General features: G+C 50.6%; 13 protein-coding genes. 9 read left to right on the top strand and 4 right to left on the bottom strand.

From position 1 onward, the window contains the following. Positions 1 to 33 precede the first annotated feature (33 nt). Positions 34 to 7,683 carry a filamentous hemagglutinin N-terminal domain-containing protein gene (locus tag ACGTIC_RS11610; protein WP_162816226.1) on the top strand — a complete coding sequence of 2,550 codons (7,650 nt, stop codon included), beginning with the start codon at positions 34 to 36 and terminating at the stop codon, positions 7,681 to 7,683. Between the two features lie 65 nt (positions 7,684 to 7,748). On the opposite strand, the gene pepT is transcribed toward ACGTIC_RS11610, so the two are convergent. Further along, positions 7,749 to 9,008, bottom strand: a complete 1,260-nt coding sequence (gene pepT / locus ACGTIC_RS11605; RefSeq protein ID WP_113855570.1) for a peptidase T — start codon at positions 9,006 to 9,008, stop codon at positions 7,749 to 7,751. A 28-nt stretch (positions 9,009 to 9,036) separates the two neighbouring features. Continuing rightward, positions 9,037 to 10,602: an AbgT family transporter gene (locus ACGTIC_RS11600; RefSeq protein WP_113855571.1), complete on the bottom strand. Its 1,566-nt coding sequence runs from the start codon at positions 10,600 to 10,602 to the stop codon at positions 9,037 to 9,039. A 467-nt stretch (positions 10,603 to 11,069) separates the two neighbouring features. Between ACGTIC_RS11600 and ACGTIC_RS11595 the strand changes: the two genes are divergently transcribed. Genes ACGTIC_RS11595 through ACGTIC_RS11575 form a run of 5 tightly spaced genes read left to right on the top strand, consistent with a single transcriptional unit; the run spans position 11,070 to position 15,749 of the window. Then, positions 11,070 to 12,140, top strand: coding sequence for an ABC transporter ATP-binding protein (locus ACGTIC_RS11595; protein WP_113855572.1), 1,071 nt, complete (start codon positions 11,070 to 11,072; stop codon positions 12,138 to 12,140). Beyond that, the gene (locus tag ACGTIC_RS11590; protein WP_113855573.1) at positions 12,133 to 12,960 is read left to right on the top strand and encodes an ABC transporter permease; all 828 of its coding nucleotides are present in this window, start codon (positions 12,133 to 12,135) and stop codon (positions 12,958 to 12,960) included. The genes ACGTIC_RS11595 and ACGTIC_RS11590 overlap by 8 nt, the downstream gene beginning before the upstream one ends. After that, a complete protein-coding gene (locus tag ACGTIC_RS11585) occupies positions 12,957 to 13,742 on the top strand; it encodes an ABC transporter permease (protein ID WP_236699613.1) in 786 nt (261 codons plus the stop codon). The genes ACGTIC_RS11590 and ACGTIC_RS11585 overlap by 4 nt, the downstream gene beginning before the upstream one ends. Positions 13,743 to 13,754: 12 nt before the next feature. Beyond that, positions 13,755 to 14,828, top strand: a complete 1,074-nt coding sequence (locus tag ACGTIC_RS11580; protein WP_083237048.1) for an ABC transporter substrate-binding protein — start codon at positions 13,755 to 13,757, stop codon at positions 14,826 to 14,828. A 48-nt stretch (positions 14,829 to 14,876) separates the two neighbouring features. Next, positions 14,877 to 15,749, top strand: a complete 873-nt coding sequence (locus ACGTIC_RS11575; protein WP_394542134.1) for a VWA domain-containing protein — start codon at positions 14,877 to 14,879, stop codon at positions 15,747 to 15,749. 59 nt (positions 15,750 to 15,808) lie between these two features. On the opposite strand, the gene ACGTIC_RS11570 is transcribed toward ACGTIC_RS11575, so the two are convergent. Next, complete coding sequence (locus ACGTIC_RS11570) at positions 15,809 to 17,290, bottom strand: hypothetical protein (protein WP_113855575.1); 1,482 nt, start codon at positions 17,288 to 17,290, stop codon at positions 15,809 to 15,811. Positions 17,291 to 17,474: 184 nt separating this feature from the next. On the opposite strand from ACGTIC_RS11570, the gene msrA reads away from it, so the two are divergent. Continuing rightward, positions 17,475 to 17,984, top strand: a complete 510-nt coding sequence (gene msrA / locus ACGTIC_RS11565) for a peptide-methionine (S)-S-oxide reductase MsrA (protein WP_059075484.1) — start codon at positions 17,475 to 17,477, stop codon at positions 17,982 to 17,984. 71 nt (positions 17,985 to 18,055) lie between these two features. Here msrA and ACGTIC_RS11560 read toward each other — a convergent pair whose 3' ends face one another. Next, positions 18,056 to 18,214, bottom strand: coding sequence for a hypothetical protein (locus tag ACGTIC_RS11560; protein WP_154662684.1), 159 nt, complete (start codon positions 18,212 to 18,214; stop codon positions 18,056 to 18,058). Between the two features lie 156 nt (positions 18,215 to 18,370). Between ACGTIC_RS11560 and ACGTIC_RS11555 the strand changes: the two genes are divergently transcribed. Together ACGTIC_RS11555 and ACGTIC_RS11550 are read left to right on the top strand one after the other, a co-directional pair. Then, the gene (locus ACGTIC_RS11555; RefSeq protein ID WP_059075483.1) at positions 18,371 to 19,111 is read left to right on the top strand and encodes an HAD hydrolase family protein; all 741 of its coding nucleotides are present in this window, start codon (positions 18,371 to 18,373) and stop codon (positions 19,109 to 19,111) included. Positions 19,112 to 19,197: 86 nt separating this feature from the next. Beyond that, positions 19,198 to 20,211 (top strand): low specificity L-threonine aldolase, encoded by a 1,014-nt coding sequence (locus tag ACGTIC_RS11550; protein ID WP_113855576.1) that lies wholly within the window; start codon positions 19,198 to 19,200, stop codon positions 20,209 to 20,211. Positions 20,212 to 20,243: the final 32 nt, after the last annotated feature.

Genomic DNA, 20,243 nt, shown 5'->3' with positions numbered 1-20,243 from the left:
TGTATATATAAGAAAGGAATGAAGCGGATATATATGAGATATAGAAATAGAAACCAATGGAAACATCGGCTGACTGGTATGGTCCTCCTGGCCATGGCGCTGGGCGGCTCTGTACAGGCTATGCCTTCGGGCGGAACCATCCGGTCCGGCAATGGGTCCATCGTAGAACAAGGACAAACGATGACGGTTCAACAGAATAGCAACCGCATGGCTATTGACTGGACGCAGTTTGATATAGCTAAAAATGAAACAGTTCGTTATGCACAGCCTGATAAGAATGCCGTATCACTGAACCGGGTTACCGGTGGCCAGCAGTCCCTGATCGAAGGGAACCTGAATGCCAATGGACATGTTTTTTTGGTCAACCCAAATGGTGTCGTATTTGGTAAAAATGCCAGTGTTGATGTAGGAGGACTCGTCGCTTCGACAGCCCGTCTCGCTGATGACACGATGAATCGCTTCGGCAGCAGCCAGGATTCCCTGAATCTCGCTGTCGATAATGAAAACAATGCGGCTGTTATCAATGAAGGAATCATCAAGGCCCAGGGCGGTCTGGTCGCTCTTCATGCGTCAAACGTAGAAAACAGTGGTACCATTGTCAGTGACGGCGGTATGGTAGCTCTTACGGCAGCAAAGAATCTGAATCTGTCCAGTGATGCTGATGGCAAACTGAATTTCACTGTCGATGGTACGCTGGCACGGGCACAGTCTCTCAACAGCGGTACGCTCAAAGCAGATGGCGGATACGTCGTCATGACGGCTAAAAGTGCCGGCGATGTCCTGAGCACGGTCGTCAACAACAGCGGCACCATTGAAGCTAAGACGCTGCGTAAAAATGAAAAAGGCCAGATCATTCTCGACGGTGGAGACCATGGACAGGTCGATGTTAGTGGAACCTTGGACGCTTCCGGTACGGAAAAAGGCCAGGACGCAGGAAATATCAAAGTCATCGGTGAAAAGACCATCGTCCATGACGGGACAAACCTCCTCGCCCGCGGTGATGTGGACGGCGGCAAAATCGAAACCTCCGGCGACGTGCTGAACCTGGGGGATAATCTCACAATCGATGCAAAAGGCGTCAGCGGCAAGGCAGGGGAATGGCTGCTGGATCCGCTGGACGTAATCATCGCCGACAGTGATCCCACAACGACAAGTAATTATGACAATGCGGAAAAGAAAACCGCCGCGGATTCTGATTTCACCAAGGGCAGTGCTTCCATCGGCTACAACGACCCCGATGCCACCACCGCCAATGCTTCTTCCGTAAACAGTGCTGTAACCTGGATTTCCACTGATATGGTGGAAAAAATGCTGAATGCGGGTACGAATGTGACCATCCAGGCAGCGGCCACTAACGGATCGGCCAATATCATCGTAAAAAACGATATCGATAAGACGGCAGGAGACGATGCCACCTTTACTCTGGATGCAATGCGGAACATCACCGTCAATGGCAATATCACTTCTACGGCGGGTAAGCTGAATGTAGTCCTGAATGCCGATAGTGACGGGGATCAGATTGGGGCCGTAATCATCAATGCCAATATCAATACCAATGGGGGAAATTTCACCTCCGCTTCCGGCGGTACGGTGACATATACCAGTGATAAGGCCAATACCAAAGGGTATGGCAAAGGGACCCTTAGCGGCAAGGCAGATCCTGCGGGCCATACGGTCGGTACCTATTTTGGCCATGTGGACAGCAGCGGTACAGCGGATGGGGCAAAGGATGACCGGATGATCAAGACCAGCGGCGGGAAGATCACCCTTAACGGGGAAATCGCCATCGGCCTCAACGGGGGAACTCTGACCCTGGATTCCGGGGGCGGAGATGTGACGGCCACCGGGATCATCAACTCCGGGAACAGTTATGGGGCCTATGTATACGGGACGGACACTTGGAATATCTTGGTGGAACAGACGGTGGAAAAATACCTGGAAAAAGGTACGGTCCCGGCCTATCATTACCAGGGTGTTAACTATGTGAAAGACACCAGCGGCAACTATGTGAAGAATGCAGACGGGACTTATCAATACACCACAGACGCCCAGAGCTTTAGCAATGGACAGCCCCATTACACCTTCTCTGAAGCCAATACCCAGAATGTCCGCTGGCTGGGAGACGGGAGCTCCACCAGCGTCAGCACAAGTGCGGGGACGGGATATGCTTCCGTCGTCATCACCAAAGGCGAAATGACCTTGGAACAATGGCTGAATTACCAGCTCACCTATAACGCAGCTAACTTTGCCAATCGATATATCAGCCAGAGCAGTGGGGTTAAGGTGGTAACTGCTACAAGTGGCGGTAAGACTACTACTTCTGTACAAAATTCGGCCGGAAAAACCATGACCACAGCCGATTTAAAAACCTATCTGACCGCGGCTGTTGAAAGCTTCACGAATGGTACGGCCAGCACCGATACCACGTTGAACGGACAGACTCTTTACGCCAATATCAAGGACGACATCAGCCATCTCCTGGCTACCAACTGGTTTGCATCCAAGGAACTGGCCCAGGGAAATACCAAAGGCGGTTCGGCTGCAGGGGATTCCTACCTGGCCACCATTACCACCATCCTGGAAAACTCCCTGACCACGCCTAACGGCCAGCAGATCCTCTGGGCCGGTGGCCGGGGTTCCGGCGTACTGAACAAAAAAGGTTCCAACAGCAGCACCAACGACAAGCTCTATCCTTATTCCTTTTACGGTATGCCCGACGATCCTACCTATCAGGACGGCATGTACTGGGTCACCGGCCCGGAAGGGGAAGCCAATAATGGCAAGGGGACCCAATTCTACAGCAATGCTGGTTCTAACTGGCAGAGCGGGAATTATGGGAAAGCCGTTTATGGGTATGTGAACTGGGATACCTATAAAGACGGGAACAAGATCCGTTCCCAGCCGGATAACAGTGCACCGTTCTTGACCGTAGGCTATGGCACTACCGGCAAATGGGACGATGCGGCCATGGGCGGGGACACCACCGTGGGCTTCATCAAGGAAACCAACCTGGCCAATTCCAGCCTGAACATCAAGGCCGGCAGCGGCGCTGTCAGCCTGGAAGGGGATATCGGGAAAGGCAAGGCCCTGGACACGGTGAACATTGAAAGCACCGGGGCCGTGACCATCTGGAATGAAAACAATAAAGCCACAAACTATAAATACGGCACTGTTTATGCGGACCATGGGGTCTACATTTCCGGGGGTACCGTATCGGTAGGCGGGGAAATCCATTCCGGCACCACGGATACCACCGCTTCTGCCAGTGACATCACCACCCGCAGCGATGGATACCAGAACACTGCCTTCCAGCTGGACAGTGTAACCATCAAATCAGCCGGTGACCTTACCGTCCACGGCGTGGAATCCGACGGCTATACGGGCAGTGACAGCACCCTGAACGGCGGCAAGATCAGTCTGACTTCCACCGGGAAGACCGGTAAGATCACCCTGGGCGCCGGCGTGGATTACAATGGCAATGCCACAGAGGGCACCTTGGCCGCGGCCAGCACGGCAAAAGGCGCTGTGGTGGTCGATTCCCAGGGCAGCCAGGGCTCTCTGGTGAACAGCACCACCGGTACTTCTGCCATCACCACCGGCACCGGAGGCACCTGGCAGGTCTATGTGAATTCTCCCAGCGACTATGGCACCAGCCTGGGCAGCAATCTAAACAGCAGCACCAATGCCCAGTGGACGGCGAAATCCGGCTCCGACACTACGGTGAATACAAACAGCTCTGGCAACAAACTGACGGACTATACCGATACCAGCAGCAACAAGTTCATCTTCCAGGTGACTCCGGTGATCACCATTTCCGGCGGCTATGCTTCCAAGACCTATGGAGATACCCTGTCTGAAGAAATGATGACGGACACACTGACTTCCAAAGCGACTTATAAGGATTCCAGCGGGAATGACATTGATGTCACCAGCTTCAAAAACTTCGATGAATCCAGTTATCTGACTTATGTGACCAGTTCGGACGGAACAAAGACGGGCCTGGCTACGGTCAGCGCATCCAGTGACGGCGCTGTGCAAACAGCCACCCGGACCAGCGGGAATGAAATGGTGACAGATGCAGATGGCAATAAAACGTATAAGACGGCCAGCGATGGGAACAAAGCCTTCTACGTGATGGATGTGGCCTATCAGGATGGGGTCAAGACCCTGAACGGGTATGACAAGGCGGCCAATGATGGGGAAGTGGAAATCACTCGGAAGACACTGACCATCAACACCGATGGTACCCAGACTTATGGCAACTCCACGGTGAAGAGCGGGACGCCTTCTTACGACAAAACCCAGCTGGTGAACGGAGATACTCTGACTGATAGCGATATCAAGTATACCATTTCTACTGATGGTACTTATGCTGACAGCAAGGGTGGCAATACCACGGCCCATGCGGGTACCTATGAAAACCAGTATTTGACGTCCGATGCAGCGGTGAAAGCCAGCGACGGCAGCGACGCTTCCGCCAACTATGCGGTCACCGGCAGCGGCACCATCACGGTTAATCCGGCGGATCTCTACCTGACGGTGGGGGATGTGTCTACCACCTATGGGACAGCCTTTGACATGGACAAGTATACCTACACCATTGATACGGCAAAAGGCGGACTGGTGAACGGAGATACCCAGGCTTCCGTCCTGGGGGACAGCTTCCTCAACTACACCAATACCGGGGCGAAAACGGATGCCAGCAACGACAAGGTGAAGACTCAGAATGCCGGGACTTATGAACTCCAGGGGGCTGCCAGCAAGGAACTCTCTGACTATACCGTCCATATCACCAACGGGAAATCTACGGTGGAAAAGGCCAAACTGACCTTGACGGTGGGGAATACGGAAACCACCTACGGAACTGCTTTTGATTCCAATACGTACAGCTATACCCTGTTTGGAAACACCAATGGGGATACGGCAGAGGATGTAGAACACAACAAGATCTCCGTTACCTACACCAATGGCGGGGAGAAATCCGATGCGGCCAATGACAAGGTAAAGACCCAGAATGTAGGCAGCTACGATCTGACGGGAACCTTCACGCTCAGCGGGGATACGGCGCAGAACTACGAAATCGGGACCGTGAATGCCGGCAAGGCTGAAGTCACTCAGGCAGAAATCCATCTGAAGCTCAACGACGTATCCACCACCTATGGTACAGCTTTCGATACCAGCAAGTACGGCTATGATGCCAGCGAGCTGGCGATGGCCAACGGGGACAGCACGGATGTAGTGACGAAAGCCATTGGCAACGGGGATATTACCTACACCAACACCGGAGACGCTACGGATCCGGACAATGAGAATGTAAAGACCCAAAACGCAGGCACAGGATACAAACTGACCGGGACCACGGAGAAGACACTGCAGAATTATAAGGTGGTCATCGACGGAGCCAGCTCTACCGTGGATAAAGCGGATCTGACACTGACACTGAAAGATGTCTCCACTACGTACGGTACACCTTTTGAAAGCAGCATCTATGGGTACAAAAAGGATGCGGCGGATCTGCAGGGGCTGACCAACGGGGATGCCGCAACGGTCATCACCGATGTCCTCCAGGACAGCGATTTTACGTATGTGAATGGCGGGGTGAAATCCGATCCCAATAACGAAAATGTCAAGACCCAGAACGCAGGCAGTTACCAGATTACCGGCAGTACCTCCAAACCCCTGGACAACTACAACATCAAAGTGGTGAACCCGGGCACTTCTAAGGTAGAAAAGGCCAAACTGACCTTGAAAGTGGGGGATACGAGCACTACCTATGGGTCAAGTGATTGGACCCCTTATGCCTATACCCTGTCTGGAAATGCCAATGGAGATTCAGAGGAAGACGTAAGGAACAATCAGATTGAAGTTTCCTATTCTAATGGCGGAGAAAAGTCTGATCCCAACAATTCCGCTGTCAAGACCCAGAATGTAGGAGACTATGGTCTGACAGGAACGTTTACCCTGAAGGGTGATACGGCCAAGAATTACGAAATTGATGAAGTGAACTCTGACTTGACCGGCAAGGCCACGGTGAAGAAAGCTACTGTGAAGGTGAAGCTCAACGATGTTTCCACTACCTATGGTACAGCTTTTGATACCAGCAAGTATGGTTATGATACCAGCAGTATCGAAGGCCTGACCAACGGGGACGGCTCAGGCGTGGTGACGAGTGCCCTCGATGGGACGTACGGCACGGGCAATATCACCTATACCAATACGGGCGATGCTTCCGCAGAGGAAAAACAGGCCGGCAAGGTGACCAAGACGGTGAACGGCGGGCCATACTACCTGGAAGGGTCTACCAACCAGACACTGGACAACTACAACATCGAGATCGAAAACGGCAATGCCACCATCAACAAAGCCACACTGCATCTGTTCACTGGCGACTATACGGAAGCCTATGGGGATGCCGGGGCAGTTCAGAAGGATCTGGATAGTGCTACTACGGTCAAGGGTGAAAAAAACGGGGACAGCCTGGTTGAATTGACGTCTAAAATCGGTATCACCAACACATCTGGTGCTCTCGTAAGTAAGGACCGGACCAACGATGTAAAGTACAAGACGGATGGCAGCCTGGACAGCTATGGCATTGCGACGGACTTCAATAAGTCCCTGGACAACTACGAAGTGGTACTGGATAAGGCCGGTACGGTTACTCTGACACCGGTAGCCATCAAAGTTACCAACAACATGATTCAGACTTATGGCTCGGATAAGACAACCTTTACGGAATCGTCCAATCCCAATCTGGTGAACGGGGATACTATTTCTACGGTTGGCCTGACTATGACGCCGAAGGCTGGCGGAGCGTATGAAACCAACCGGGCCGGCCGGACTACGGCCGATGCCGGGACGTATTACAATGACATGGAATCGGATGGTGGCGGTATCGTCCATGAAAATGGCAGTGATGCCCGGAAAAACTACATCGTCACCATCGAAGGGGACATCATCGTAAATAAAGCCCCCCTCCGTATTGATACGGATGACGTATTCACCCAGTACGGTGTAGTACGGACGACCCGGTCCCGCGTTACGGGCCTGACCAACGGGGATCAGCCGGGAGGTCTGAGCTATGATTATGGTGACTATGGTCATGGCTATCTCAATGGCAATACACGGACAAACTGGCCAGGTACATATTCCTTTGGAACATTCCTCAGCGGTCCTGATTTTCTGAAGAACTATCTCGTTTCCGGTGGAGATGCGACATTGCAGATTGTTCAGACCAAACCGGATATTACGAATCAGGATGTTTGGAACCGTGAGGGTGGCCGGCCACAGCACAAAATAGAAATTTCTATGCCGATTTTCCGTGTTCAGGACAATACAGTCAAACAGTATGGCACCTATGGTGTTTCCCAGGCGGGAGAAACAACGAAGCTTTCGCCGACGGGCATGCGCCTGACGGAACCGGTACAGCCTCAGCTGCACAGCCGTTCCATCAAAACGAACATACAGACAGAAGATGGCAGTGGCATGTTCCGTCTCGATTATGATGGAGTAACCCTGCGGATTTATCCACTTGATGACGGGGCACAATACGTCGTTAAAGCCGGTGATGCAAAGAAAAACGTATCACTTTCTGAAAAGGCAATCCACGCAGCTTTTACAGAAATGGGTCTCGACCTCGTACGGCTCAAAGGTGTATATGTATATTTTGCGGATCCTGTCGTATAGTAGTAATACGAAAACTGCCGCACGAAGCAAATTTGCTTCGTGCGGCAGTTTTTTTATCATAACAGTTATCCTTCGTAAATGAGGTCAATGAGTTTCATCGTGACTTCATAGGATTTTTCCAGACTGGGAAGGGGCAGGAATTCATAACGGGAATGGAAATTCAGGCCGCCTGTAAAGTAGTTTGGCGTGAGGATGCCTTTTGTGGAGATAAAGGAACCATCCGTACCACCGCGCATGGCAATGGGTTTGGGCTGAATCTGCAATTCCTTGAATGCATCGAAAATGTAGTCGATGGCCTTGTGATTGTCATCGGTAATCGCATCGGCAATATTGCCATAGGTATCTTCCATTTCGCAGGTGATGGCAGCCCGCGGTTCCATCTGTTTCAGCTTTTCCACGTTGGCAGCAATACGCCGTTTCTTTTCTTCGTATTTTTCTTTGCTGTGGTCGCGGATATTGAGGCTGACAACGGCTTTGGACTGGTTGGATTCTACGGCCTGGCACCAGATGTACCCTTCTTTTCCTTCTGTGCATTCCGGCGTTTCGCTGCGGTCGAACATATTGATGAAATCGCAGGCCAGGAGCGTCGGGTTGACCAGATTGCCCTTGGCGCTCATGGGATGGGCGCTGACACCGTGAATGGTAACTGTGGCCGAACCGGCGTTGAATGTTTCGTAGACGATTTCCCCGAGGGCACAGCTGTCTATGGTGTAGGCAAAATCGACAGGGAATTTGGAAAAGTCCATATTCTTCGAGCCGAAGAGACCACATTCTTCGTCGGGGACAAAGGCGACGTAGATATCGCCGTGATACAGGCCCGGATGGGTGGTCAGGGTGTGCAGTGCCGTCATGACGTTGGTGATGGCGGCTTTGTTATCTGCCCCGAGGACGCTGGTGCCATCTGTCGTGATCAGGTCCTGGCCGACGTAGTCGCGTAGTTCCGGATGATCACTGACGGTCATGACGATGTTTTTATCTGCGTTGAGGACAATGTCACTGCCGTCGTAATGTTCGACGAGCTGGGGATGTACGACAGGAGACAGGTCTACATCGACTGTATCCAGATGGGCGCAGAAGCCGACGGCAGGAATCTTGCGGTCGCAGCCCGGTTCAGTGTGGGCAGGGAGACGACCTGTAAGGACGCATTTATCTGACAGAGACAGATCGATGAGCCCCATGTCTTCACATTCTTTCATGAGCGTACGGGCCATATCCCACTGCGATTCCGTGCTGGGAACCTGCGTGCCGCCATTGGGCTTGCTTTGGGACGGAATGCGGACATAGCGGCAAAAACGATGCATCATTTCTTCTTGTAATGGATTCATAGGATAGTTCCTCCTTTACTATATCCCGTTAGAACATCTGGCGGGGATATACATAATCTGCCTGGAAGCCGAGAGGAATATTGAACCACCAGAAGAGGTACAACATGATGGTCAGGGCTACGAGCAGGGCACCGGTATAAGGAAGCATCATACTGCTCAGGGTACCGACGCCGGTTTTTTTGTAATATTTCTGGCAATAAATGATAATCAGGGGATAGAAAGCAAACATCGGTGTGCAGACGTTGACGGCGGAGTCACTGACGCGGAATGCGGCCTGGGTCAGTTCCGGGGCAATGCCGACAGACATGAGCATCGGTACGAAAATCGGCGCCAGAATGGACCATTTTGCCGATGCCGATGTGATGAGCAGATTGAGAAGGGCGACGAAGACGATGACCCCGAAAATCGTAATCTGCGGCGGCAGAGCCAGGGACTTCAGGAATTCCGCACCGGATACGGCGATGAGAGCACCCAGATTGGAAGCACCGAAGGCATACATGAACTGGGCAGCGAAGAAATAGAATACGATAAGCTGTACCAGCGTCTTGGTGATTTCTTCCATGGAATGGGTGAAATCTTTGGAACTTCTGAATTTACCGCTGATGATACCGTATACGATACCCGTGACGGCACAGAGCATAAAGATGATAGCGACGATAGACTGCATGACCGGCGCTTTGAAGCTGGCCAGATTCCCCTGAGGATCCCGCCAGATCGAGTCGGCCGGCATGAGACTCAGGAAGAGGCCGGCGAGCATGGCGATGAGGACAAAGGAAGCGATATAGAAAGCGCGGTTTTCTTTGGGGGTAATAGCTGTCATGGCACTTTCCGATACGTCGATGTCGGTGTCGAGAGGACAGGCTTTCCAGCACCATGGTTCTGTGATTTTTTCCGTAATCCACCAGCAGGAGCCGATGACGGCAAAGGTAGAGCCGACGGCATAGAAATAATTGCAGAGAACATTGACTTCATAGGTCGGATCGATAATCTGGGCGGCCATCTGGGTAAAGCCCTGGATGACCGGGTCGATGGCCGACGGCGTGTAGTTGGCCGCAAAGGCACCGGCGATACCGGCAAAAGATGCGGCGACGCCGGAAAGCGGGTGTTTGCCCGATGCATAGAAGAGATAGGCCGCAATAGGGATGATAATCATGTAGCCGCTATCCGGTGCCAGATGGCTGAGCATACCGACGACGATGACAATCGGCGTGAGCAGGAATTTCGGCGTTACCGTCAGGATTTTTTTGAGGCCCGTGTTGATATAGCCGGATCCGTCAGCGATGCCGATACCCAGAGTGGCTACGATAACCATGCCGAGGGGCGGGAAACCAGAGTAATTAGTGACCATCTTGGTCATGAGAGTGACCAGTGACGCCGGGCTGAGCATATTAGTGATGGCAATCTGCTTGCCTGTCGCCGGGTTGACATAATCGAACGTAAAGTACGAAAAAATCATGGAAACGATACAAGTGATGAAGAACGCGGCGATAAATAACATGGTGATATCAGGGATTTTATTACCGACTCGTTCAATCCAGCCGAGGAATCCTCCGACTTTCTGGGGCTGTACGGTTTCAGGGGTTGTGTTAGGCATAGGAATAAGCACTCCTTCTTGTATGTTGGATATCCATAGATGGGGTGCAGCTGCAGTGCTATATATACGATCGTATTCAGCTTATTCAGTATACCATGTCCTATATAATAAGACAAATGCATGAAGTATAATTATGACAAGTATTATTTTTTAGAATATACTTTTTTATAAATAAATTTAAACGTATAACCTATAGCGTATTTGTTTTAGAAAGAAAATTTTACATGAAATTTACAAAATTTAAAACGTAAAAATGCGATAAAAATTATTTAACAATCGTAAGACTTTATGATCTATTTTTTATAAATAATAACTATAGAATAGCATAGAAAATAAAAATAAAAATCGAAAAATGGGGATGGAAATGAAAAAATGGCGGTTGCCCAACGTTCCCTTTCTTTGGTAGAATAATACAGTTAAGGTGAATGTATTATGCGGACCTGTGAGACGGGAGGAAACAATAGGAAATGAAAAAAGAATTGATTCATTTGCAGGGCGTATCAAAGTCCTTTGATGGTCATCTCGTACTGGACGGACTTGATCTGACGATTTATGAAAATGAATTCGTGACGCTGCTGGGTCCCAGTGGCTGCGGCAAAACGACGACATTGCGGCTTATTGCCGGGTTTGAAGAACCCGACACAGGTGTTGTCCTGTTTGATGGTCAGGATATTACCCACGTACCGCCCAATCGCCGCCAGGTGAATACAGTTTTTCAGAATTACGCACTTTTTTCGCATATGGACGTTTCCGGAAATATCGCGTTTGGCCCTAAAATTCATGGGAAATCCCGCGATTATATCAAGGACAAAATCCGGTATGCCCTGAAACTAGTCAATCTCGATGGTTATGAACATGCCAATATTGTCGATCTATCCGGTGGCCAGCAGCAGCGGGTTGCTATCGCCCGGGCCATCGTCAACGAACCGCGGGTACTTCTCTTGGACGAACCGCTCAGTGCGCTGGACCGCAAATTGCGGCGCAGTATGCAGCTGGAGCTCATGAAAATAAAAAAGGAACTGGGCATTACCTTCGTCTTCGTTACCCACGACCAGGAAGAAGCCCTGAGTATGTCCGATACAGTCGTCGTCATGAATCAGGGCTATGTCCAGCAGATCGGTACGCCGGAAAGCGTCTACAATGAACCGGAAAATGCGTTCGTAGCCGATTTTATCGGAGACAGCAATATCGTCGATGGACTCATGGTCCACGATAAACTCGTGCGTATCCAGGGACTGGATTTTGATTGCGTCGATGTGGGATTTGGCAACAACCGCCCCGTCGATGTACAGATACGGCCGGAAGACATCGAACTTCATAAAGTCCGCGAAGGGGCACTCAACGGCACGGTGACCAAGGTCATCTTTGAAGGGATGAATTACAATATCACCGTCCGGGCCGGGGAAATCGAATGGCTGGTCAAATCGACGCGTGTCTATCACACAGGGGATGCGGTCAGTCTGTGGGTGGATCCCTTCAATATCCAGATTATGAATAAACCGGAATCGGAAGATGAAAGGGCGATGGAAAATGATTAAATCTGCGGCCATGCGCCATCTCTTTGCCCTGCCCTTTCTGCTTTGGGCAGCGCTGTTTATTTTCGTTCCCCTCGTATTTGTCGGCTGGTATGGCCTGACGGGCGGTGACGGGCAGTGGAGTCTTGCTAATGTGGGCGTCCTGCTGCAGTGGGAATATGCCAGGGCACTGGAATTATCTATTCTTCTGGCACTAGTGAGTACCTTGGTCTGTCTCCTCGTGTCGTACCCGCTATGTCTGATTCTGACGGAACGCCAACGCAGTCACGGTGCCCTGATTTTCCTCCTGTTTATCCTGCCCATGTGGATGAATTCTCTCCTGTCTACCATGGCCTGGCAGACGATCCTTGAGAAAAATGGCATTCTCAACCAGTTTCTGCGCTTGTTGTCCCTGCCGGATGTGACGCTCATTAATACGCCGGCAGCTATCGTCATCGGCATGATATACAATTTTCTGCCATATATGGTGCTGCCTTTGTATGTATCTCTCTCGAAAATCAATAAAAACGTCATCTTTGCAGCCCGGGATCTGGGGGCCAGCTCGTGGCAGACGTTTACGCGGGTTATCCTGCCGTTGTCTCTGCCGGGCGCTATCAGCGGGATTACCATGGTTTTTATTCCGTCTCTGACGACATTCTTTATCAGTGGCCTCCTCGGTGGCAATAAGGTTCTTTTAATCGGCAATATTGTCGAACAGGAATTCACCATGGCCTATGACTGGCATCTGGGGAGTGGATTATCACTGGTCCTCATGATTTTCATTATTATCAATATGGTGCTGACGGCCTATTTTGACCGCAGCGAAGGGCAGGTGAAGAAATGATGCGTCTCTGGAAAAAAGCCTATGTAGCCTTGATTTTTCTGTTTCTTTACGCCCCTATCGGTGTACTCATCGCCCAATCGTTCAATGCCAGCCGCTACCGTGGGCACTGGACGGGATTTACTCTCCAGTGGTACGGCGAACTTTTTCAGAATGAAGGCATCCTGGAAGCTCTGCAGAATACCATTACCATTGGCTTGTCATCCGCGGCCGTGGCGACGCTTCTCGGACTGGTGACCTGTCTGGCTCTGCGCGGTATGGGGCGGCGCCGCCGGTCGGTTCTCATGGGCGTTGCCAATATTCCCCTCCTCAACGCCGATATCGTGACGGGGATTTCCCTCATGCTGCTGTTCCTGGGCCTGGGACTGCGCCTCGGCTACGGTACCATCCTCATGGCTCACATCGTATTCAATCTGCCCTACGTCATCCTCTGTCTCATGCCGCAGATGCTGTCTCTGGACCGCAACTGCTATGATGCGGCACGCGATCTGGGGGCAACACCGCTGATGGCATTCCGCCGCGTAGTCCTGCCGGAACTGCGGCCCAGCCTGTTGGCCGGGTTTATGCTGGCCTTCACCATGTCGGCCGACGATTTCATCATTACTCACTTTACCAAAGGCGCCGGCATCGACACGCTGCCTACAGAAATCTATGCCGAACTGAAACTGGGGATCCATCCGGAAATGTATGCCCTGTCCACACTGGTATTTGTCTTTGTCCTGGTCTTTGCGTTTCTCCTGTTCTGGAACCGGAAACGCATGCAGATAGGCCAGTCAGCACGATAAGGGGGCGGTTACATGAAAAAAATATATATCGTCTCTATTTGTCTGGCTCTCTTGATGAGTATCCTGGCGTTTTCGGGTTGCGGATTTCAGGACGAAGAAGCCGAAGGCGATAGTGTAGTTTATGTGTATAACTGGGGTGACTATATCGACCCCGATACACTGGAACAGTTTGAAGAAGAAACGGGGATACACGTCGTCATGGATGAATTCGATACCAATGAAAGTATGTATCCCCTGGTAGCAGCCGGTGCGGTACGGTACGATGTCATCTGTCCGTCGGACTACATGATCCAGAAGATGATCAAACACGATCTCCTGCAGCCTCTCGATTTCTCCCGTCTTCCCAATGCCCGCCAGTACGTGGGACAGGTGTTTTATAAGCAGTCGGAGACGTTCGATCCGGGAAACATCTATTCCGTGCCGTACTGCTGGGGAACGGTTGGAATCCTGTACAACCGCACCATGGTCGATGATCCTGTAGACAGCTGGGATATTCTCTGGAATGAAAAGTATAAGAATGAAATCCTCATGCAGGATTCGCCCCGCGATGCTTATATGGTAGCCCTGAAGCGGCTGGGGTATTCTCTGAATACGACAAACCCGGATGAAATGCGTCAGGCCCGGGATATGCTCATTGCTCAGAAGCCGCTCGTCCAGGCGTATGGCATCGATGATGTCAAAGATAAACTCGTCTCCGGGGAAGCCGCCATGGGTGTCATCTTTTCCGGAGAAGCCCTGCGTATGATGCTGGAAAATGAAGACCTGGCCTACGTCGTGCCCAAAGAAGGGACCAATCTCTGGATTGATTCGTGGGTAATCCCTAAAAATGCGGCCCATGTAGAAAATGCCCATGCCTTCATCGACTTCATGAGCCGGCCCGATATTGCCCTTAAAAATTTTGAATACCTGACATATTCGACACCGAATACAGCCGTTCCGGAAATGGAAGAGGATGAAGACTATAAGGATAATCCCGTCGTATTCCCGCCGCCGGAAGTTTACGAAGGACAGGAAACGTATCAGGATCTCGGTGAAGATGGCGACAAGATGTACAATGAAGGATGGATACAGGTAAAAGTGTATTAAACCTGTAACATAAAGGATGGTATAATAAGGTCATAGTAAAGGAGGGTGATGATGATGAAACAACACTTGAAAGTTATGGCTGCCCTGGCCTGTCTTATGGGGCTGGGGAGTACAGCTGTCATGGCGGCCAGCTGGACGGATACGCTGCAGCAGCTGGCAAAGAGCGTGCCGGCAGTCAGTCAGGTTTTAAAGGAAACAGGAATTTCGTCTACTGTACCGGTACCGGGCACTGCTGCGACGACAGGAACGACGACAACTCAGAGCGGGACAGAACCGGCTGGAACGGAAAAACCGGCTGTACAGGCATCTCATCTGGAAGTCGTGCTGCTCATCGATAAGAGCGGATCCATGAAAGGCCTGGAAGAAGATATGGTAAAAGGCTACAATTCCATGCTGGCTAAGGAACGAAAGTTATCTGTTCCGACAAATGTAACGACTATTTTGTTCAGTAGTGATCACGAAATCCTGGCAGATCGCAAGCCTATTTCTGAAGTGCCCGATATGACTCTTGATGCGTATAAAGTCCGTGGTGCGACGGCACTGTACGATACGATTGGCAATGCCATTGCAAAGACAGAAGCGGTCAAAGGCATTGATGACACAGGCAGTAAAGTCCTGTTTGTCATCATCACAGACGGACTGGAAAATTACAGTCAGACCTATGACCAGGAAAAAATCAAGAAGATGATTGATGTCCAGGAAGAAAAAGGCTGGGAATTCGTCTTCATCGGTTCCAATATGGATGCTGAAAAAGAAGCCGATACGATTGGTATCAAGAAAGAAAATGCTGCGACCTATGAAAATAGTAAACAAGGTGTACAGGCCAATTATCAGGCTGTATCACAGATGGTACATAGTCTGGCTACGACGTCCAGTCTGGTAGGTTCTCCATGGAAAAATTCTATCGTGCCCGGAAAATAGACAGAACGACGATACCGTACGAGGTAATTGCTGCTTCGTATGGCATCGTCGTTTTTGCGTCAGAAATCAAGGGAGTTCTTCATGTCTTTTATAGTCTTGTTGATGGATTTCATGCTCTGGCCCAGGCTTTTTATATTACGGCCGATGGCGGCCTGTGTTTCTTTACCTTCCTTGTAGTTATCCAGACCATGTAATTCTGTCGTTTCTCCGCTTTCGGCATCGCGGATCCGGACGGGGCTGAACTGGACATCACCATTTACAATATGCAGGGCATCGGTTGCTATATCGCCCATAGCAGTGCTGATGACGACATCATAAAAATCAAGCTCGTGATAGCGGTTATTGAAGCGCCCGGAAATGGAATTGAAATGGAGAGGGAAATAGTAGCCGCTGCCAGACTGGAATGATCCATAAGCCCTGAGGTGACGGGGATTGCCGTCGCAGCGCATAGTGATATCCATGGCGACGAGGGTCCGGAATTTCATGTCGTGCAGAGCCGTACTGCTGTTAAGGTCTTCCCCGTGCCCATATATGTTGTAGGCCCGGGTTTCCAGATTATAATCGCCATAGGCATCGAGTGTGCCGCCGTATACCTTTGCTTTAACCTGAGTGAACTGGAGCAGGGAATCACGGTAATAGACATCGCCTGATACATCGGTAAAACGCAAAGCCGGCAGATTCAGCCGTTCCATATGGAGGCGGCCCCGCGCTTCCGGCTGGTCCAGCGGTCCTGTAGCGTGAAATGTCAGCGTCATCTGGTCGTGGATATTGTCGCCAAAACCAAGAGAGGACGGGTCTACGTTGACGATATCCGTGTGCAGATCTATCGTAGGGATTTTAGTAGTCAGGTCGATTTTTCCCTTGATGGCGATGCCGTCACCTACGGCCGTACCGGCAAACCGTCCGGTAGAGACCTGGATATCCGCCCGTTTTCCCGTATATACGCCGATATGGGCATTGACGCTTTCCATGATGTAATGGCGGCTCATGTGATACGATTCCAGCTGGCAGTTGTGTAGATCCAGAGAGGCATGGAGCTTCTGGCCATTCCAATTAATATTGCGGATACGGTCCTGAAAGGAACGGGGCTGTTTTTTTTCTGTGCCGTCCTTCTTTTCTTCATCCTGGGTCAGGATATCCAGGTGATTCTTTTCATCGAAGTATGCGACGATTGTCGCATCATTGAGGGTGATGTTGGTCAGTGTCGTCGATTTGATGGAACGGGCAATGATGTCCCAGGGACGTACGCTGAGACTGCCGTCGGGAACGTAGAGAATGAGATGTCCGTCCGGGTCTTTCCAGACCAGATTGGTAAACTGGACATACCCTGTAATGTGCGGTGCCAGTGTTTCTACGGTAACGGTACCGCGGAGCATAGTCTGGCGGGCCATGGTGTGATTGAACAGGCGGGCTGCGCCGTGAATGGCTGCAAATACCAGAGCACAGAAGAGGACAGAACAGAAAATGAGGACAATCAGCGTCCGCTTCAGTGCCTTTTTATGCTGGCAGCACCCTTTCTTCACTGCATTGAATCCGTTCAATCTGGCTGCCTTCTCCGGACAGATGCCGGAGGTAATTGTATGATGGAATTCATGGTCCTCACCTCGTTGTAAGCATAGCATGGGACGCCCTTTTTTGCAATGCGGAAAGGAGTACACAATCCGGCCCCTTTATGGTATAGTAAATACGATATACTATAATAGAAAATGACGGGAGTGATATGAGATGATTCAGACGATTTATCTGGCAGGTGGCTGTTTCTGGGGCCTGCAGAAATTTTTAGATCAATTTGACGGTGTACAAGAAACGGAAACGGGGTATGCTAATGGCCGGACAGTAATGCCGACTTATGAAGACGTAAAATCCCAGCGGACCGGTCATACAGAAACGGTCAGGGTAACCTATGATGATGAAATATTGCCGACGGGACAATTGCTGGATTATTATTTTATGGTCATCGATCCGCTGTCGGTGAATAAGCAGGGGGAAGATGAAGGTATCAATTACCGGACGGGGATTTATTATGAAAACCCTGCCTTATTGACCGATATCCGCAAAGTCGTCAATCACGTAGCGGAAAAAGTGGGCCGTTCCCTGGCCGTCGAAGTGCTGCCGCTGCAGAATTTCTTCAAAGCAGAAGAATATCATCAGAAATATCTGGATAAAAATCCCGGCGGATACTGTCACATCAACCCGGCTATGATGCATATCCACGACCGGATTAAAAAAGGATAATTCCTGCCTGTACGTGAACACCCCGGTGTCCGTGCACGACACCGGGGCGTTCGGGGATTATGTTGGATGTTCTATCCTAAAACCGGACAAATGTCTGGCAGGGACAGGCTGATTCCGGCAGGATGGCCTTTATGCGGGCGGCGTGGCTGATCATCTTTTTTCTGCCGTTCTTTGCGCTTGTATGCGGCCATATTCATTTCAAGGATTTTTTCCATATGCATGACATACATGGTATTCGCCCCCCCTCTTGCGAAATACGGTAATAAAAAAACATAAAGACACGATGTGGGATAGACATCGTCGTCTTTATGTTTGAACATATTATAAATTAAACGATTAACTTTGTCAATGATAAAATATTAAAATATCAAAGGAAATGTGGAATAATGATGAAAAAAGCAATGGCAAGCGACTTTGACAACACATTGTATTTTATGTTTCTCGATGAACCGTACCGCAAGGGAGACCGGGAATCCATCCGGGATTTCCAGCAGGCAGGCGGCTTGTTTGGCGTCAGTACAGGCCGGTCTCTCCGGGGCGTGCGTCAGGCGGCCGGGGACGATGTGCATTTTGATTTCTATATCCTGGCAACGGGGGCGTTGGTTCTCGATGGCAATTTGCAGGTACTTATGAAGAAAACCGTATCCCGGGACTGCGTCGAAGAAATATATGACCGCTACGGACGACGGGCGGATACGGTCATTCAGGCCAATGATACGGTTTATACGCTGACGCCGCCTAAATTCCCGGGGCAGACACGGATCATGTCCTTTGCCGATCTGGCAGGCAGTGACATCTACGGCATCTCTTTTTATGCTGGCAGTGATGAGGCAGCCCAGTCGATTGCCAGAGATATCCAGCATGAGTATGGAAATATACTGACTGCCTATGCCAATACGAGTGTTGTCGATGTCGTAGGGGCTGACTGCTCTAAGGGAACGGGACTTATGGCAGTCAGAGAGAAGCTGGCCATCTGTACGATGGGGGCCATCGGGGACTCGTATAATGATACGCCTATGCTCAAGGCAGCCGATGTTTCTTTTACTTTCTCTTATGCGCCAGAACCGGTACAGCAGGCGGCTACCCATATTGTCTCATCGGTCCGGGAAGCGCTGGCATATTTGTAAGAGAGGCGGATTGTTTTTTTCTGGACCATTTCGTATAATAGAAACGAATAATCTGTTTTAATATTTTGGGAAAAGAGGGAACGGATATGATATTTTTAAAAAATGACTATAGCCTGGGTGCGCATCCACAGGTCTTTCAGGCACTGGCTGATCAGAATCTGACGCCCAGCGACAGTTATAGCAATGATACATTCTGTACAGAAACGACACAGCTCGTGCGCCAGATTACAGGGCAGCCTGATGCTGACGTGCATTTCATTGCCGGTGGTACGCTGACCAATCTGGTTTGCCTGGCTGCCTTTATGCGTCCCTATGAAGCGGTCATCGCTGCCGAATCATCTCATATCTATACCCATGAAACCGGTGCCATCGAAGCGACAGGCCACAAAGTGCTGCCCGTTCCGACGACGGACGGCAAAGTGTCTCCGGAAGACGTGGACAAAGTCGTTGCCTTCCACGATATGGAACAGATGGTACTGCCCCGGGTGGTCTACATTTCCGATACGACGGAAATGGGCGCCGTCTATACGCTGGATGAATTGAAGGCCTTGCGTGCATGCTGCGACCGCCATGGACTGTATCTGTATATTGACGGGGCACGCCTGGCTATGGCACTGGGCTCTTCCTATAATGATGTCACTCTTAAGGATATGGCGGCTCTGGCAGATGCCTTTTATTTTGGCGGTACGAAATGCGGTGCCCTTTTCGGCGAAATGGTGGTCATCGTCAACGATACGCTGAAACCGCATTTCCGTGCCATTATGCGGCAGAACGGAGCTCTTTTTGCCAAAGGGATGCTCCTGGGAATCCAGTTCCAGGCACTGTTAAAAGACGACCTGTATACGAAACTGGGGCGTCAGGCAGATGCGATGGGACAGAAGCTGGCTCATGGCATTGGAGCGAAAGGATATGAATTTGCTTATACGCCGGTTTCCAATATGATATTCCCTGTCATGACACGCGAAAAGGCAGCGGAACTAGCTCAGAACGTCATGTTTGAAAAATGGCTGGATAATGCCGATGGGACACAGACTATACGGTTCGTTACCAGCTGGGCTACGACGGAAGACGATATTGATGGCCTGCTGGCCTTATTGTAATTGCCGATGAAGACATTCAGATGTACGGGAGG

This window comes from Megasphaera hexanoica (assembly GCF_043520715.1).
In the GTDB taxonomy this organism is placed as follows: domain Bacteria; phylum Bacillota; class Negativicutes; order Veillonellales; family Megasphaeraceae; genus Megasphaera; species Megasphaera hexanoica.
The sequence above is the reverse complement of the archived record's forward strand: the minus strand, read 5'-3'. Positions and strand labels throughout refer to the sequence as shown.

What these genes read in the sequence shown, in the direction of transcription:
- ACGTIC_RS11580 (WP_083237048.1), top strand. Translation starts at nt 13,755, where the DNA reads ATGAAAAAAATATATATCGTCTCTATTTGTCTGGCTCTCTTGATGAGT.
- ACGTIC_RS11590 (WP_113855573.1), top strand. Translation starts at nt 12,133, where the DNA reads ATGATTAAATCTGCGGCCATGCGCCATCTCTTTGCCCTGCCCTTTCTG.
- ACGTIC_RS11555 (WP_059075483.1), top strand. Translation starts at nt 18,371, where the DNA reads ATGATGAAAAAAGCAATGGCAAGCGACTTTGACAACACATTGTATTTT.
- ACGTIC_RS11610 (WP_162816226.1), top strand. Translation starts at nt 34, where the DNA reads ATGAGATATAGAAATAGAAACCAATGGAAACATCGGCTGACTGGTATG.
- ACGTIC_RS11575 (WP_394542134.1), top strand. Translation starts at nt 14,877, where the DNA reads ATGATGATGAAACAACACTTGAAAGTTATGGCTGCCCTGGCCTGTCTT.
- ACGTIC_RS11550 (WP_113855576.1), top strand. Translation starts at nt 19,198, where the DNA reads ATGATATTTTTAAAAAATGACTATAGCCTGGGTGCGCATCCACAGGTC.
- msrA (WP_059075484.1), top strand. Translation starts at nt 17,475, where the DNA reads ATGATTCAGACGATTTATCTGGCAGGTGGCTGTTTCTGGGGCCTGCAG.
- pepT (WP_113855570.1), bottom strand. Translation starts at nt 9,008, where the DNA reads ATGAATCCATTACAAGAAGAAATGATGCATCGTTTTTGCCGCTATGTC.
- ACGTIC_RS11585 (WP_236699613.1), top strand. Translation starts at nt 12,957, where the DNA reads ATGATGCGTCTCTGGAAAAAAGCCTATGTAGCCTTGATTTTTCTGTTT.
- ACGTIC_RS11600 (WP_113855571.1), bottom strand. Translation starts at nt 10,602, where the DNA reads ATGCCTAACACAACCCCTGAAACCGTACAGCCCCAGAAAGTCGGAGGA.
- ACGTIC_RS11595 (WP_113855572.1), top strand. Translation starts at nt 11,070, where the DNA reads ATGAAAAAAGAATTGATTCATTTGCAGGGCGTATCAAAGTCCTTTGAT.
- ACGTIC_RS11560 (WP_154662684.1), bottom strand. Translation starts at nt 18,214, where the DNA reads ATGTATGTCATGCATATGGAAAAAATCCTTGAAATGAATATGGCCGCA.